General features: G+C 65.0%; 15 protein-coding genes. 6 read left to right on the top strand and 9 right to left on the bottom strand.

The features are described 5' to 3' along the window. Nucleotides 1-24 precede the first annotated feature (24 nt). Nucleotides 25-1,227: an ROK family protein gene (locus tag LB515_RS12230; RefSeq protein ID WP_224707866.1), complete on the bottom strand. Its 1,203-nt coding sequence runs from the start codon at nt 1,225-1,227 to the stop codon at nt 25-27. 218 nt (nt 1,228-1,445) lie between these two features. On the opposite strand from LB515_RS12230, the gene LB515_RS12225 reads away from it, so the two are divergent. The 6 genes from LB515_RS12225 to LB515_RS12200 all read left to right on the top strand — a co-directional run bounded on the left by LB515_RS12225 (nt 1,446) and on the right by LB515_RS12200 (nt 7,621). After that, nucleotides 1,446-2,684: an extracellular solute-binding protein gene (locus LB515_RS12225; protein ID WP_224707865.1), complete on the top strand. Its 1,239-nt coding sequence runs from the start codon at nt 1,446-1,448 to the stop codon at nt 2,682-2,684. 187 nt (nt 2,685-2,871) lie between these two features. Beyond that, nucleotides 2,872-3,756 (top strand): carbohydrate ABC transporter permease, encoded by an 885-nt coding sequence (locus LB515_RS12220; RefSeq protein ID WP_224707864.1) that lies wholly within the window; start codon nt 2,872-2,874, stop codon nt 3,754-3,756. Further along, nucleotides 3,756-4,601: a carbohydrate ABC transporter permease gene (locus tag LB515_RS12215; protein WP_224707863.1), complete on the top strand. Its 846-nt coding sequence runs from the start codon at nt 3,756-3,758 to the stop codon at nt 4,599-4,601. Before LB515_RS12220 ends, LB515_RS12215 begins: the two co-directional genes overlap by 1 nt. Further along, nucleotides 4,598-5,620 (top strand): SIS domain-containing protein, encoded by a 1,023-nt coding sequence (locus LB515_RS12210; RefSeq protein ID WP_224707901.1) that lies wholly within the window; start codon nt 4,598-4,600, stop codon nt 5,618-5,620. Before LB515_RS12215 ends, LB515_RS12210 begins: the two co-directional genes overlap by 4 nt. Then, the gene (locus tag LB515_RS12205) at nt 5,620-6,558 is read left to right on the top strand and encodes a PfkB family carbohydrate kinase (RefSeq protein ID WP_095766418.1); all 939 of its coding nucleotides are present in this window, start codon (nt 5,620-5,622) and stop codon (nt 6,556-6,558) included. The genes LB515_RS12210 and LB515_RS12205 overlap by 1 nt, the downstream gene beginning before the upstream one ends. Further along, a complete protein-coding gene (locus LB515_RS12200; protein ID WP_224626714.1) occupies nt 6,545-7,621 on the top strand; it encodes an ABC transporter ATP-binding protein in 1,077 nt (358 codons plus the stop codon). The genes LB515_RS12205 and LB515_RS12200 overlap by 14 nt, the downstream gene beginning before the upstream one ends. 87 nt (nt 7,622-7,708) lie before the next feature. On the opposite strand, the gene LB515_RS12195 is transcribed toward LB515_RS12200, so the two are convergent. The 8 genes from LB515_RS12195 to LB515_RS12160 all read right to left on the bottom strand — a co-directional run bounded on the left by LB515_RS12195 (nt 7,709) and on the right by LB515_RS12160 (nt 15,856). Then, nucleotides 7,709-9,223, bottom strand: a complete 1,515-nt coding sequence (locus tag LB515_RS12195; RefSeq protein ID WP_224707862.1) for an aldehyde dehydrogenase family protein — start codon at nt 9,221-9,223, stop codon at nt 7,709-7,711. A gap of 179 nt (nt 9,224-9,402) precedes the next feature. Beyond that, complete coding sequence (locus LB515_RS12190; protein WP_224524412.1) at nt 9,403-10,677, bottom strand: RNA polymerase sigma factor; 1,275 nt, start codon at nt 10,675-10,677, stop codon at nt 9,403-9,405. Beyond that, complete coding sequence (locus LB515_RS12185; RefSeq protein ID WP_095766415.1) at nt 10,674-11,048, bottom strand: YciI family protein; 375 nt, start codon at nt 11,046-11,048, stop codon at nt 10,674-10,676. The genes LB515_RS12190 and LB515_RS12185 overlap by 4 nt, the downstream gene beginning before the upstream one ends. Before the next feature lie 110 nt (nt 11,049-11,158). Next, nucleotides 11,159-12,250 (bottom strand): DNA topoisomerase IB, encoded by a 1,092-nt coding sequence (locus LB515_RS12180; protein WP_224707861.1) that lies wholly within the window; start codon nt 12,248-12,250, stop codon nt 11,159-11,161. 63 nt (nt 12,251-12,313) lie between these two features. Then, nucleotides 12,314-13,057 carry a hypothetical protein gene (locus LB515_RS12175; protein ID WP_224707860.1) on the bottom strand — a complete coding sequence of 248 codons (744 nt, stop codon included), beginning with the start codon at nt 13,055-13,057 and terminating at the stop codon, nt 12,314-12,316. Further along, the gene (locus LB515_RS12170) at nt 13,054-13,926 is read right to left on the bottom strand and encodes a glycosyltransferase family 2 protein (protein WP_224707859.1); all 873 of its coding nucleotides are present in this window, start codon (nt 13,924-13,926) and stop codon (nt 13,054-13,056) included. Before LB515_RS12170 ends, LB515_RS12175 begins: the two co-directional genes overlap by 4 nt. Further along, nucleotides 13,926-14,861 (bottom strand): glycosyltransferase family 2 protein, encoded by a 936-nt coding sequence (locus tag LB515_RS12165; RefSeq protein ID WP_224707858.1) that lies wholly within the window; start codon nt 14,859-14,861, stop codon nt 13,926-13,928. Before LB515_RS12165 ends, LB515_RS12170 begins: the two co-directional genes overlap by 1 nt. 110 nt (nt 14,862-14,971) lie before the next feature. Further along, nucleotides 14,972-15,856 carry a transglutaminase N-terminal domain-containing protein gene (locus LB515_RS12160; RefSeq protein ID WP_095766410.1) on the bottom strand — a complete coding sequence of 295 codons (885 nt, stop codon included), beginning with the start codon at nt 15,854-15,856 and terminating at the stop codon, nt 14,972-14,974. Nucleotides 15,857-15,948 lie beyond the last annotated feature (92 nt).

Raw genomic sequence — 15,948 nt, 5'->3', positions numbered from 1 at the left:
ACGCAGGCGACGGGCCGACCGCTTCTATCCGGCCTTCAGGATCGCGGAAAAGCGCGGATCGAAGGCCCGGCTGATCGGCTCTGCCGCGGCGCCGACCGCGATCGCCCAGGGATCGGTGGTGCCCAGTTGCAGCCGTGGCAGGCGCCGGACCGGGCGATCCGCGATCGACGGCAGCAGCGGATGCATGGCCCGAAGCAGGAGCCGGGCGAGCGCCTCCGGCGCGCTGGAGGTGAGGATGACGGTTTGCGGATCGAAGATCGTTTCGATCAGATGCACGCTCCAGCGCAGGTCGGACGCGGCTCTTTCGACCCAGCCCATGACCCGCGGATCTTGCGCAAGCGCCAGTGCGCCAAGCGTCTCGTAAAGCCCCCTCTCGGTAGGGTCGAGGCCGAGATGCTGATAGAGCGAGGCCAGCGATGCACGGTGTTCGAGCGGCGTGGAACCGGGGCCGGCCGGCGAAAGCAGCGCCATGCCGACCTCGCCCGCATTGCCGTTGCCGCCGCTGTAGAGTTCGCCATTGAGGATCAGCCCGGCGGCTATGCCGTAACCGACATAAAGGCAGACGGCGTGGTCGACGCCATGCGCCGCGCCGACGATCCGCTCCGCCGTCGCGCAGGCGGCCGCATCGTTCTGCAGGCCGACATCGAGCCCGGTGCCGGCCGAAAGCGCCTCCACCAGCGGATATTGCTGCCAGGCGGGCATCATCCATTTGTTGTCGGGGTTCTTCAGCCCGAACGGTCCCGGCATGGCGACGCCCAGTCCGACCAGCCGCCGCTCGGACTGGACAAACAAGGAAGCCAGCTCGCGCCTGACGCGGTCGACCAGGCCGAGGATTATGTCCACGCCCTCTGAGGGCACGTCGAACGGCAGCCCCGCCTCGGCGCGTGCGATCACCTTGCCGACGAGATCGACCACCACCACGCGTGTCAAATGCCGGTCGATCTGCAGCCCGATGGCGAAAGCTCCCTCAGGGACCAGCCGGTAGGGCGTGAAAGGCTGTCCCCTGCCCTTGCGCACCGCATCCAGCGCCACGACCAGGCCATCGCGCTCGAGATCCTCGACGATGTTGGAGACCGCCTGCTTGGTAAGCTGCGTCGCCCGTGCCAGGTCGGCGCGCGAAAGCGCGCCGTTGAGCCGCAGCGCCTCGATCATGACGCGCCGGTTGTGGGCGCTCGTTCCCTCCTGGTTGGTGCCGCTTTTGGCGCGGATCGGGCTGATGTCGTGCACCGTCGTTTTCCCCTCTTGACTCCATTAAAGGATTGATCGACTAATTAAGTCAAGCGAATTGACTTAATAGGTGAGACCTCCGCGGTTTAAAAAAAGACGGCAAAAGCTTTGGAGCTCCGCCGCACGCCGTTGGGGATGGATCCGGTCAGATGCGAATTCGAGAAAGCGGCACAGCCTTGGCCGCCCACTCGCAGCCGTCGAAAATGGGAGAACGACAAATGCTGAAATCGATCGGTAAGACACTTCTGGGCGCGGTGTTCGTTGGCGGGCTGCTCGTCCCCCACGCCTTTGCTGAAACCACCTTGAACGCGCTCTTCATGGCGCAGGCCGCCTATAGCGAGGCCGACGTGCGCTCGATGACGGAGGCCTTCACCAAGGCTAATCCGGACATCAAGGTTAATCTCGAATTCGTTCCTTATGAAGGCCTGCACGACAAGACCGTGCTCGCCCAAGGATCCGGCGGCGGCTATGACGTGGTGCTGTTCGACGTCATCTGGCCGGCCGAATATGCGACCAACAAGGTGCTGGTCGACGTGTCGTCGAAGATCACCGATGACATGAAAAAGGGCGTTCTGCCCGGGGCCTGGACCACCGTCCAGTATGACGGCAAGTACTATGGCATGCCGTGGATCCTCGACACCAAATACCTGTTCTACAACAAGGAGATCCTGGAAAAGGCAGGTATCAAGGCGCCGCCGAAGACCTGGGAAGAGCTCGGCCAGCAGGCCAAGATCATTCAGGACAAGGGCTTGCTGAAGACGCCGATCGCCTGGAGCTGGTCGCAGGCCGAAGCCGCCATCTGCGACTATACCACGCTGGTCAGTGCCTATGGCGGCGACTTCCTCAAGGACGGCAAGCCCGACTTCCAGAACGGCGGCGGCCTCTCGGCGCTGAAATACATGGTCGACAGCTACAAGTCGGGCCTGACCAATCCGAACTCCAAGGAATTCCTGGAAGAGGATGTGCGCAAGGTATTCGAGAACGGCGACGCCGCTTTCGCGCTGAACTGGACCTACATGTACAACATGGCCAATGATCCGAAGGACTCCAAGGTCGCGGGCAAGGTCGGCGTCGTGCCGGCGCCGGGCGTTGCCGGCACCAGCGAGGTCTCGGCCGTCAACGGCTCGATGGGCCTTGGCGTCACGGCGGTGTCGAAGCACCCGGACGAAGCCTGGAAATATATCGAGTTCATGACCTCGCAGGCGACCCAGAACCAGTATGCCAAGCTGTCGCTGCCGATCTGGGCCTCGTCCTATGACGATCCGGCCGTCACCAAGGGCCAGGAAGAACTGATCGCCGCCGCCAAGCTCAGTCTTGCCGCGATGTATCCGCGCCCGACCACGCCGAAATACCAGCAGCTGTCGACGGCGCTGCAGCAGGCGATCCAGGAATCGCTGCTCGGCCAGGCGACGCCGGAAGACGCGCTCAAGACCGCTGCCGAAAACAGCGGCCTCTGATCTGGCGTTCCTCCACGCGGGCGGCCTCATCCACGAGCGCCGCCCGTGCTATTTCTAGAGCAATTCCAGGAAAAGTGTGAAGCGGTTTTCCGTCCGGAATTGCGTCAAAACAAAGAGATAGAGCGGTTCGCCGTTTCCGTGAAACGGGTGAACCGCTCTGACCGGATGACAGGAGAGAGGCGCTCTGATGTCGGGCACCTGGATGACGACTCGCGCGTGGCTGTTGATGCTGCCGCTTCTGATGATCATGGTGGCCGTCATCGGCTGGCCGTTGGTCGATACCGTCAGGCTTTCCTTCACCGACGCCCAGTTGGTCGGCACGGCGGGCAACTACGTCGGCTTCGACAACTACACCAAGATGCTGACCAGCTCGAACTTCACCCGCACGCTCTCGACCACCACCTGGTTCGCGGTTATCTCGGTCGCCGCCGAGATGGTGATCGGCGTGCTTGCGGCCCTCCTGCTCAATCAGGAATTCCGCGGCCGCGCCGTCTTGCGCGGCCTGATGATCCTGCCCTGGGCGCTGCCCACCGTCGTCAACGCGACGCTCTGGCGGCTGATCTACAATCCCGAATATGGCGCGCTGAACGCAGCGCTGACGCAGCTCCATATCATAGACGATTACCGCTCCTGGCTAGGCGAGCCGGGAACGGCTCTGGCGGCGCTGATCGTCGCCGACTGCTGGAAGAATTTCCCGCTGGTCGCGCTGATTGCGCTCGCCGCCCTGCAAGCCGTGCCGCGCGACATCACCGCCGCGGCACTCGTCGACGGCGCCGGCCCGCTCAACCGCTTCCGATTCGTCATCCTGCCCTATCTTGCAGGCCCGCTGATGGTGGCGCTGGTGCTGCGCACCATCGAGGCCTTCAAGGTCTTCGACATCATCTGGGTCATGACGCGCGGCGGCCCGGCCAACAGCACGCGCTCGCTGTCGATCCTCGTCTACCAGGAAGCCTTCTCCTTCCAGCGCGCCGGCTCCGGCGCCTCGCTGGCGCTGATCGTAACCCTGCTCGTCACCGTGCTGGCCGTCGCCTATGCGACGCTGGTCAAGAAGACCGCCGGGAGCGCGGCCTGATGGAACGCAAGAGCCCGGTCTTCACCGCCTTCGTCTACGTCTGCGCCCTCCTGCTTGCCGCCGTGATCCTGGCGCCGCTCGCCTGGCTCTTCGTCATGAGCATATCGCCGGCGGCCGACCTAGCCGCCAAGCCGCTGCGCTGGTGGCCGCAGGCGGCCGACTTCTCCCGTTACGCGCAGCTTCTGTCGAGGGCCGAGAACAGTGCCGGCGCCGCCTTCACCGCATCGCTGCGCAACAGCCTAGAGGTCGCCGCCATGGCGACGCTGGCAGCGATTGTCCTTGCCGTGCCGGCCGGCTGGGCCGTCTCGCGCACGCCTTCGGTCGGCTGGTCGCTGTCGATGGTGATCGCCACCTACATGCTGCCGCCGGTGGCGCTCTCCGTGCCGCTTTACATGGGCCTGTCCCATCTCGGCCTGCTCAACAATGTCTTCGGCTTGGCGCTGATCTATCTGACGATCCTCGCGCCTTTTACCACGTGGCTGATGAAATCGGGTTTCGATTCCATCCCGCGCGAGATCGAGGCCGCGGCGATGATCGACGGAGCGGGACTGCTCCAGACCTGGCGCATCATCACCTTGCCACTGGCCGCGCCCGTCGTGGCGACATCGGCGCTGTTTGCCGTGCTGCTTGCCTGGGACGAGTTCTTCTACGCCCTGCTCTTCACCTCGGACCAGCGGGCAAAGACGCTGACGGTCGCCATCGCCGATCTGGCCGGCGGCCGCGTCTCCGACTACGGACTGATCGCCACCGCCGGCGTTCTTGCGGCCTTGCCGCCCGTGCTGATCGGCCTCGTCATGCAACGCGCGCTGATCTCCGGCCTGACCAGCGGCGGTGTGAAAGGATAATCATGACCGCAGACAAACAACGGCCGACAGGCCTCCTTGCCATCGACCGCGAGATGGCGCGCCAGCATGAGGATGCGCTTGCCTCGTTCGCCAGCAATCAAGAAATAGCCGCCGAGATCGCTGCCTCGATCAACAAGAACGGCAGGCTCCTCCTGCTCGGCATGGGTGCCTCGCATGCCGTCGCCCGCGCCGTCGAGCCGCTCTATCGCGCGCACGGCATCGACGCCATCGCGCTGGCGCTGTCGGAGCAGCTCGGCCAGCCGCTGCCGCTGACCGGCAAGACGGTGATCGTCACCTCTCAATCCGGCGAAAGCGCCGAGGTCTTGCGCTGGTTTGCCGAGACCGGCGATCGCACGGAGACCTTCGGTCTGACGCTTGAGGCCGGCTCGTTTCTTGGCCGTACGGTGCCTTGCCTCGTCGGCGCCGGCGGTAGCGAGCTCGCCTTTGCCGCGACCCGCAGCCTGACCGTGACCTTCGCCCTGCATCTCGCCATCCTGACTGCGCTAGGCGACGATCCCGCCGGCGCGCTCGCCGGGCTCAAGGCGCCCCAGACGGTCGAGATCGATGCCGCGCTCGCGGCGCTGAGAATGGTCACGACCATCGTCACTTCCGGCCGCAAGCTTCAAGGCGTGGCCGAAGCCCTTGCGCTCGGCTTCACCGAACTGTCGCGCCTGCCTTGTTTCTCGCTCGAAGGCGGTCAGTTGCGCCACGGGCCGATGGAGATGCTGGGCCCAAGCATTGGCGTCGTGCTCTTCCGCGGCAACGACCCGACCGCCGACCTCGTCACCGCCATGGCCACTTCAGTGGTCGAGACCGGGGCGCCGCTGATCGTCTTCGACGCTTCGGGCAAACCGCCGGTCGCAGGCGCCGTCACATTAAGGTTCAAGCCCGCGTCAGGACTGGCGGCGATCTTCGCCATGCTGCCGGTGGCGCAACGCCTGATGATCGCCTTCGCCGATTCCCGCGTCGAGAACGCCGGAACGCCGGTGCGCACCACCAAGATCACCAGGAGCGAGTGATGCGGCCGCTCGCGGTGATCGGCAACGTCAACGTCGACCTGATCGTCGGGCCGGTCGCGCCATGGCCGAAGGCGGGCACGGAGACCGTCGTCGACCACGATGACCTGCGTGTCGGCGGCCAGGCCGGTAACACGGCGCTTGCCTGGCAGGCGCTGGGCATCGATTTCGAGATTGCCGCCAATCTTGGCGACGACCAGTTCGGGCGCTGGCTGCGCGAGGCATTCGGGGGCCGCGCCGCGAGATGGCCGGTCCACACGGAGGGCACGACGCTGTCGGTCGGCATGACCCATCCGGACGGCGAACGCACCTTCTTCACCACCCGCGGTCACCTGCCGCGCTTCAATCTCGACGACGTGCTTTCGGTTCTGGACGGCAAGCGGCTTTCGGGCGGCTACGCGCTGCTTTGCGGCTCCTTCCTGACCGACGACCTCACGCGCCAGTACGATGCTTTTTTCGATTGGGCGGAGGCACACCGCATCGCCGTCGCGCTCGACACCGGCTGGCCGATGGATGGCTGGACGGCGCAAAATTGTGCCGCGGCGCGCGCTTGGCTGTCGCGTTGCGAGCTTGCGCTCTTCAACGAGGTCGAGACGACGACGCTGGCGGGGTTGAAGAATCCCACGGACGCGGCACGCAAGATCCGCGACGGCATGAAAAAAGCCGCGACCGTGGTCGTCAAGCGCGGACCCGAGGGCGCGATCGCTATCGGCCCGGACGGCCAGATCATCGATGCGACCGCGCCACGCGTCAACGTCGTCGACACTATCGGCGCCGGCGATGTCTTCAACGGCGCCTTTCTGGCGGCGCTTGCTCGGGAGCACGCTCTGGCACGTTGCCTTGCAGCGGCTGTTCAGGTGGCATCGCGGGCCATTTCCACCCTGCCCCGCGATTATGGCGGGCCGATTTTCTTCGAGGAAGCCATCCATGAGCGCGCTTGAAATCCGCGATATCCGCAAGAATTACGGCAGCGTCGAAACGCTGAAAGGCATCGACATCGCGCTCGAGAACGGCGAGTTCCTGGTGCTGCTGGGCTCCTCCGGCTGTGGCAAGTCGACCTTGCTCAACATCATCGCTGGTCTTGCCGAGGCGACCAGCGGCGACGTGTTGATCGGCGGCCGGTCCGTGCTTGGCGTGCATCCGAAGAACCGCGACATCGCCATGGTCTTCCAGTCCTACGCGCTCTATCCGAACCTGACGGTGAGCCGCAACATCGGCTTCGGGCTGGAGATGCGCAAGGTTCCCGTCGCCGAGCGCGACAAGGCGGTGCGCGAGGCGGCGAAGCTTTTGCAAATCGAGAACCTGCTCGACCGCAAGCCCGGGCAGCTCTCCGGCGGCCAGCGCCAGCGCGTCGCCATCGGCCGGGCGTTGGTGCGCAAGCCGCAGGTCTTCCTGTTCGACGAACCGCTCTCCAACCTCGACGCCAAGCTGCGGCTCGAGATGCGCACCGAACTGAAGCGCCTGCATGAGATGCTGCGCACCACGGTCGTCTACGTCACCCACGACCAGATCGAGGCGATGACGCTGGCGACCCGCATCGCCGTCATGCGCGACGGTCGTGTCGAGCAGCTCGGCACGCCGGAAGAGATCTACAACCATCCGGCGACGCTCTATGTGGCAGGCTTCGTCGGCGCGCCTGCGATGAACATGCTGGAAGCTTTTGTCGAGGACGGCAAGCTCGCCATTGCCGGCACGGATGCGCGGCTGGCGCTGCCGGCGCACTACGCCAACGCAGGCCGCGACGGTGCTCAGGTCATTGTCGGGGTGAGGCCGGAAGCGCTCCGGCTGGGGCCGGGCAGCGGCGCCGATCTGTCACTGCCGGTCGAGATCGACGTCGTCGAACTGACCGGTCCCGAACAGGTCACCACGGCCCGGATCGGCGCGCAGAACTTGACGGCGACCTTGCCGCCGCGCGCCCGAGTCGCCAAGGGTCAGCCATGCGCGTTCGTCTTCGATGCGGACGCGCTCCGCCTCTTCGATCCGGCCACCGGCAAGGCTTTCTGAGCAATCGGCCGCCTTCCGCCTACACGATCTGGTCGATAGTCGGGCCGGGTCAGCTCGCGGGTGAGGGCTGACCCGTCGCTTCGTCCCTTAATCGATGTCGAACGACACGCCTTGCGCGAGCGGCAGCGCCTTGGAATAGTTCACCGTGTTGGTGGCGCGGCGCATATACGCCTTCCAGGCGTCCGAGCCGCTCTCGCGGCCGCCGCCCGTCTCCTTCTCGCCGCCGAAGGCGCCGCCGATCTCCGCGCCCGAAGTGCCGATATTGACGTTGGCGATGCCGCAATCCGAACCGTCGACGCCTAGGAAGCGCTCTGATTCCTGCAGGTCGCGCGTGAAGATCGACGATGACAGGCCGGCGCCCACGGCATTGTGCTGCTCCAGCGCCTCGTCGAAATCGGAGTATTTCATCACATAGAGGATCGGCGCGAAGGTCTCTTCCGTCACCGGCGAGACCTGGGCAGGCATCTCGACCAGTGCCGGATGCACATAATAGGCGTCCGGGTGGCCGTTCTCGACCCGCGTGCCGCCGGTCACCTTGCCGCCATGCGCTTCAGCCTCCTTCAATGCCTTCTGCATGTTGTCGAAGGCCGCCTTGTCGATCAGCGGACCGACCAGCGCCTTGTCCTCCAGCGGATTGCCGACCGAGACGGACTGATAGGCCTTCTTCAGCCGCGGCAAGAGCGCGTCATAGACGCTGTCATGCACGAACAGGCGCCGCAACGTGGTGCAACGTTGGCCGGCCGTGCCCATGGCGCCGAAGGCAATCGCCCGCAGCGCCATGTCGAGATCGGCGGTGGGCGTGACGATGCCGGCATTGTTGCCGCCGAGCTCAAGCACGGCGCGCGCAAAACGCCTGGCGAGCCTGGGGCCGACCTCGCGGCCCATGCGGGTCGAGCCGGTGGCCGAGACCAGCGGCACCTTCGGATGATCCACCAGCACCTCGCCGGCGGCGCGGTCGCCGATCAGCACCTGGAGCAGTCCTGCCGGCGCATCAGTGCCGAAACGCTTGGCGGCGCGCTTGAAGATCGCCTCGCAGGCAAGCGCCGTCAGCGGCGTCTTTTCCGACGGTTTCCACACCACCGCGTCGCCGCAGACGAAGGCCAGCGCCGAGTTCCAAGACCAAACGGCAACTGGGAAATTGAAGGCCGAGATCACCCCGACGACGCCGAGCGGATGCCAGGTCTCCATCATGCGGTGTCCGGGGCGCTCGGTGGCGATGGTGAGGCCATAGAGTTGCCGGGAAAGGCCGACGGCGAAATCGCAGATGTCGATCATCTCCTGGACTTCGCCCAGCCCCTCGGACGGGATCTTGCCGACCTCGATCGACACCAGCCGGCCAAGCTCGTCCTTATGCGCGCGCAACTCCTCGCCGAGCAGGCGCACCAGCTCGCCGCGCTTTGGCCCCGGCACCAGTCGCCAGGCCTGGAAGGCCTTGTGCGCGGCATCGATGGCCTTGCCGGCGTCGGCGGCCGAGATCGACTTCAGCGCCGCGATCTGTTCGCCCGTCACCGGGCTGCGCACGATGAGGTCGCCTCCGACAAGCGCCTCCCTGGCGACGCCCAGTTTCTCAAGAAGTGAAGCGGTTTCCTTCGCTAACGTCATTTTTGTCCCTTTCATATCCCGCCGCTCATGGGACGGGCGTGGAAGCCATGCGCCATGTCCGTGCCGTCGGGCACAGCCCGGCGCTTTCATGGCGTGGCATTACGCGTTTCGGGGGAAAACCGCTACCCCGGCATGGTCCAAGGCCGGATTGGGAAATTGGGCCAGACGGCGAAGCCGGATCAGCGCGCTTTTTGGAAGGAAGACTTCTCAGTGCTTTCCTTGATCAGCCGGTCGATATGCATGCGGATATGCGCCGCCTCGGCCGCGGTGTTGGCCAGGGCGATGGCGCGGTCGAAGGCGACACGCGCCTCGTCGTTGCGCCCAAGCTGCATCAGCAGCCCGCCCCTCAGCCCGAAGAAGTGGAAATAGCCCGACAGCCGCTCTTCCAGCGGCTCGATCATGGCAAGTGCGGCTTCCGGGCCGCGCACCTTGCTGACCGCGACGGCGCGGTTGAGCGTTACCACCGGCGACGGCTGCATCTGCTCCAACAGACCATAGAGCAGGTCGATCTCGGTCCAGTCGGTATCCTCGGCCGTCGCCGCCCGCGCATGCAGCGCCGCGATCGCCGCCTGCACCTGATAAGGGCCGGGCTTGCGGTGGCGCAGCGCCTTGTCGACCAGCGCTAAGCCCTCATCGATCATCTTGCGGCTCCAGAGCGAGCGGTCCTGGTCCTCGAGCAGCACGATCTCGCCGTCTTCATCGAAACGCGCCGGTGCCCGCGCATGCTGGAGAAGCAGCAGCGCCGTCAGCCCCATGATTTCAGGTTCCTGCTGGAACAGCCTGAGCAGCAGCCGGGCGAGCCGGATCGCCTCCTCGCACAGCGGCGCGCGAGCCGGCGCCTCGCCGCCATTGCTCGAATAGCCCTCGTTGAAGATCAGATAGACCATTGCGGAGACTGCGGCGAGCCGCTCCGAGCGCTCAACCGCGCCCGGCGTCTCGAACGGCACGCCGGCATCGGCAATGCGCGCCTTGGCGCGGGTGATGCGCTGTTCCATGGCGCTCTCGCCGACGAGAAAGGCGCGCGCGATCTGCTTGACGGTGAGGCCGGACACGATGCGCAGCGCCACCGCGATCTGCTGCGTCGCCGGCAAATCCGGATGGCAGCAGATGAACAGAAGCCGCAGGATATCGTCGCGATAATGCGCACCGTCCAGCCGCTCGGCCATATCGCCTTCGGCATCCTCGAGATCGGAAATCTGGTCCTCTTCCGGCATCGGCGCCTGCTTGGCGCGCTTGCGCACGGCGTCGATGCCGCTATTGCGTCCAACGAAGATCAGCCAAGCCGCGGGATCGCGTGGCGGCCCGTTCTTCGGCCAGTTGTTGAGCGCCCTCAGGCACGCGTCCTGGAAAGCCTCTTCCGCGGCGTCGAGGTCGCGGAAGTAGCGCAGCAGCGCGCCCATCGCCTGTGGGCGGGCATTGCTGATCGCGGCGTTTATCCAGGCGAGTTCCGTCATACCGCGACCTTTGTCGGATTGAAGACCGAAACCGGCCGGATCTCGTAGGAACCGCCGCTCGGATTGACTTCGGAAAGCTCGCGCGCGAATTCGACGGCTTCGTCGAGATCGTTGCATTCGAGCGTGTAGAAGCCCAGGAATTGTTCCTTGGTCTCGGCGAATGGGCCGTCGAGCACGATCGATTCCCCCTTGACCTTTCGCAGCGTCGTGGCCGCCGTCGTCGGCAACAGGCGCGCCACCGGCCCCAGCCGGCCCGCCTTGGCGTATTTGTCCTGCACGTTGAGGAGCTTTGCCATGACCTCGTCGTCCTGTTCCTTGCTCCAGGAGCAGACGACGTCTTCGGAGGCGTAGCAGAGGATGGCGTAAAGCATGGCAGGTCCTTTCCGTATCAAAGGACGCGACACTAGGACCCTTCCCGACACCAGGTCGATAAAAAAATTTATCGAGGGATCACTGACTTGACGATCTCCGCAACCGCCTGTCAGGCGCCGCGCGCCTGCAGCCATCTGAGCACCAGCGTTTCTTCCTCGTCGAGGCCGGATATGAGGCGCTTATGTTTATTGGCTTCGGCCATTTCGTCGAGCAGGCGCCCGTTGCTCCACGCCTCGAACACCAGCGGGTGGATGTAGCATTTGCGACAGACGGCACGGGTGTTGCCCAACCGCTCGGCGACCTTGTCGACGACGCTGTTGATGACCCGGTTTTGCTGCGTTTTGCTTTCCGGCAGCTCGGTCCCGGCAAACAGCGACGCTGCATGGATCGTGCCGCCCCAGGTGCGGAAATGCTTTGAGCTGAATTCAGCGCCGGATGCCTCGCGAATATAGCGGTTGACGTCCTCCGAGCGCACCGGCCGCCGGTCGCCGTCCTCGTCGAGATATTGGAACAGCTTCTGTCCCGGCAGATCCTGGGCGCCGCGCACGACCTTGGCGATGCGGCGATCGGCCAGCTTCAGCTTCCATTCCTTGCCCGATTTGCCCTTGAAGGCGAAGCGCAGGCTTGATCCGGTGATCTCGACATGGCGGTCGCGCAGCGTGGTCAGTCCGAAGCTCTTGTTGTCGCGCGCATAGGCCGCGTTGCCGATGCGGATCATGGTGTTGTCGAGCAACCAAACCACAGAGGCGACGACGCGCTCCATCGGCAGCCCGTGGCGGCGCAGATCGGCATCGATCTGCCGCCTGAGAGTGGGCAGGCTTTCGGCGAAAGCAACGAGGCTGGAATATTTGACGCCATCGCGTTCCTCAGTCCATTGCGGATGATAACGGTACTGCTTGCGGCCCCGCTGATCCCGGCCTGTTGCCTGGATGTGGCCGTCCGGATCGGGTGATATCCATACATCCGTCCAGGCCGGCGGAATGACGATCGCCTTGATGCGGGCAAGTGTCTCCGCGCTGACCTTGCGCCCGTTCGGACCGACATAGGAAAATCCCTTGCCTTTTCTCAATCGTCGGACGCCGGGATCGGTGTCGCTGACATAGCTGAGCGACGCGCGCTCGGCCGAATCCTGCGCACCGTCTTTCCGGCTTCGGTCCTCGCCTGCCGGCCGGTCGACGCAGGATCGCGATTGTTGCAGCATGATGGCTCCACGGAAGTTCCCGTAGATAAGCCGCGTAACCGGCGGCTGGTTCCGAAACAGCTTTCAGTCCCGCCGCATGGCGGAGAGATCCGCCATCCAGAGCCCGCCGTCGTCGGCATGAGCGGGAACGTACTCTCGCCCGGCCGGCACGGCCTCGAGAACCAATCCCGACTCGTCCGCCAGATAGTCGTAGCCGATCTGCTGCAGCCGGCGATCCGGGTCGAGGCAATTGTAGAGGTCGCGACGCGCTGCGCGCCGCTTTGGCTCGATCATCTTCAAATGATAAAGATTGAGACCGCTATCCTCGAGCCTGAAGCCGATATCGTCGGGAAACCAGGCGCCGTGCAGATCTTTCGATCGATAACGGTCAGGGGGATAGGCGGCAAAAAGCCTGTGCTGCATCTTCTGGCCCCAGCGACCGTCGATCCTGTAGCTGGCCGGCGTATACAGTTCCCGACAGCGGAACCCCCAGGCGATGCGCCTGGACCCGCTGGTCAGGCGGCCGATCCGGCCGGCAACGGCTTGTTCCAGCCTTTCATCAGGATCCATGGCCAGAACCCAATCGGCGCCGGCCTCATGGGCCGCGGCGATAAGCGCACGCCGCCTCTGCGGCTCGCTGCTGAAAAGCCCCTCCGAGGCGCGGTCGTCATAGGCGATCCAGCCGTCGACGACAGGCTCGAGATTGGCGATAAGGTCGGGCACGAGATGCTGATCGTAGCGGTAGCTGAAAACGGCGACGATTTTGCGCTGTGACCAAAACCATCGGCCGCGCCGCCGGCGCGGCGGCTTCATCTCGATGGTGATCATCGCCGGTCCTCCGTCGTGTCGCCATGCCGGGCGCCGGCGGACGCCCCCAGCGATTTGGCGAACAATGCCAGCCACACGATCGGCAGCGACAGCCTTGCGAAGGTCCTGTCCTTGCCGGACAACCCCTCCTTGATCAGCTTGCCTACATTGCGCCGGTCGCGGAACACCTTTCGGAACGGACGCATCGGTTTTCCGGTGTCGAGGGACCGGAGATAGGCGCCATAGCGGCGCCCGCGGCGATACTGGTCGGCAAGCAAGCCGGACAAGCTCATCTCGTTGCGGTGAACGGTCAGGACCCTCGGTTCCCAGACCGGCCGCAGAGCCTCCGGCAGTCTGGCCATGAATTCGGTGTCTTCTCCGGACTTCAGCCCCTCGTCGAACGCTCCATATCGCTCGAACAGCTTCCGGTCGAACGAAACGCCGTAGCACTGCGCCTTCCCGGCCGGGAGACCGGGCAGGCGTCGCATATAGGTGACGAGATGCGCCGCGCAGGCGACTAGATTGCGCGGATGGCTGTTGAGGACGGCGCTCGCCACAGCCGCGGCGCCCTCCCGGTGACGCTGCAGCCGGATTTCGGCCCATTGTGGACAGGCCAGGCAATCATCCGCGAGAAAGGCGATGAACGGAGCCTGCGTTGCAGCGATGCCGCGATTTCGCGCGGCCCCGGCAAACAACCGCTCCTCGACATCGATGACAGTTACGCCGATGCCGCAATCGGCAAGCAGCGACATGGCGTTGCCGCCGCCGGAATTCACCACCACGATCTCGAGCGGAACATTCTGGTCGAGCACCGACCTTACCGCAGCCGCCAGTGAGGCGGGTGCCCGCAAACCAATCACCACGACCGCGAGATCCGGCCTTGCGGCCATCAGGCGCGTTGCAATTGGGCGGCCGGCGCCGAGAACCGGCGCCGCAACGCGATCTTCAGCCGATAGCGCATGCACCGCCAGACAGCCGCGCCCGTCCGTGGCGCAGCTTCGGCCACGCTGAGGAATCTTCCCGCCATATCGAAATCGCCGCGCGCATAATGAACGCGCGCAATCTTCAAGGCGACGAGGCCTTCCCTGGTCTTGAGCGACCGCTCCGCGATGCCGCAGGACCGGAGCCGGCGCAGCGCCAGGCGCCATTCGAGAAAGCAAGCGGCGGGCCTGATCGTGAAACGGTCGTCGGAACGCTCCGCCGAGACGAAATAGATGAAGATCGGTCGCGTCAGGACCGCAAGCGAGGCTTTGGCCATCAGGCGCGCCCAAAACAGCGTGTCCTCGTCATAGGCGAGCCCGGTGGGGAACCTCGTGTCGCCGACAACCCGCCGCGACACCAGCGCGCTGCCGACTGCGATCGACCGTATCCGCCCTTCGAGATAGGCGCAGGCATTGGCCGGTCCGCTCTTCGTGTAGCCGCCCGGCAGCTTGGTCGACCGCTCCTCGCCGCCGACCTGTCGGCGGTAGGCGCCGACCACCATGTCCGCTCCTCGATCCCCTACGGCCTTGGCCAGCAGTGCGCGCAGGCCGCCTTCGAGATGAATATCGTCGGCATCCATCAGATAGATCCAGGGAAAGCGGGCCTGCTCCAGAGCCAGATTCCTGGAGCCGCCGGCGTCACGGCAGCTCGATTTGACGACGCGCAGCGGCAACCCGCACTGCAAGGACAAATCCGACGCGACGGCCGCGGTGGCGTCGGACGACGAATCGTCAACCAGCAGCACCTCGCCGATAACTTCTTTTTCCGAAACCAGTGAAGCGAGCGTCCGGGCAATCGTCCGAGCCGCATCATGTGCTGGTATGATGACGCTTACCGCTTCCAAATCTATCTCCGCGCGCCACGCCCACGCAGGCGCGCGCCCCCGTCAATCCCGTGCCCAGGATACTGACGGCAGGCGCATTTGAGAAGCGCCCACGGGCAATCGGGTTGTCGTTACACCTTTTCGACGACGACCGGAATGACGTCGACCGCTTGCTCGCCGACCTGGCCGCCGGTGGTCTTCAACACGCCGACGATCGGCGCGACGTCGGAATAGTCGCGGCCGTAGCCGACCGTGATATGGTCGTTGCTCGCCCTTATGCCGTTGGTCGGGTCGAACTCCTGCCAGCCGGCATCGCGTCCGCACCAGGCCTTGACCCAGGCATGCATGGCATCGGCGCCCTCGAGCCGAGGCTTGCCCTTGGGCGGGATCGTGCGCAAAAAGCCGCTGACATAACCGGCGGGAATGCCAAGCCCGCGCAGGCCGGCGATCATGATATGCGAGAAATCCTGGCAGACGCCGCGTTTCAGCGCGAAGGCGTCGCTTGCCCGCGTCTGCACCGTGGTTGCCTTGCCGTCATAGGTGAAATCGCGATGGATGCGGTTGCAGAGATCGGCCGCCGTTGCCACCGCCGAGCCGGCCAGGCTTTCCCGCGCATAGGCCGTGATCGCCGCATCGATGCCGGCATGGTCGCTGGCGGCGAGGAAATGATGCGGCGCGGACGGCAATAGCGAGCGTACCAGATCGAGCTCCGACCTCAGCCCGCTTATATCGGGCGAGACATCGAGACCTGGCTCGGGCCGCGAGACAGACACGCGCGCGCTCATGCGGATGTCGAGCGTCTCATGCGCGTCGCGAAAAGCGATCGAGGTGACGTTGTTCCCGAAGAAATCGGAAAAATCGGCACGCTCGGCCGGCGACGGCTGGAACGACAGCGAGGCGGCGATCACGCGCTGCACTCCGGCGATCGTCTGCGGCATGACGCGCACCTGGTGCCGTCCGCCACCGGCGGCAGCGGCGTAGTCGTAATGCAAATGGAGTTTGATGTCGTAGAGCATTAGGGCAATTCCAGCAAAAAAGCGCAGCCGTTGGGCTCGGCGGCTTCGCCGTAGCCTTGCGTCCGGAATTGCGCAAAAACAGAGAGATAGAG

This window comes from Mesorhizobium sp. CA15, assembly GCF_020165215.1.
Taxonomy (GTDB): Bacteria; Pseudomonadota; Alphaproteobacteria; order Rhizobiales; family Rhizobiaceae; genus Mesorhizobium.
The sequence above is the reverse complement of the archived record's forward strand: the minus strand, read 5'-3'. Positions and strand labels throughout refer to the sequence as shown.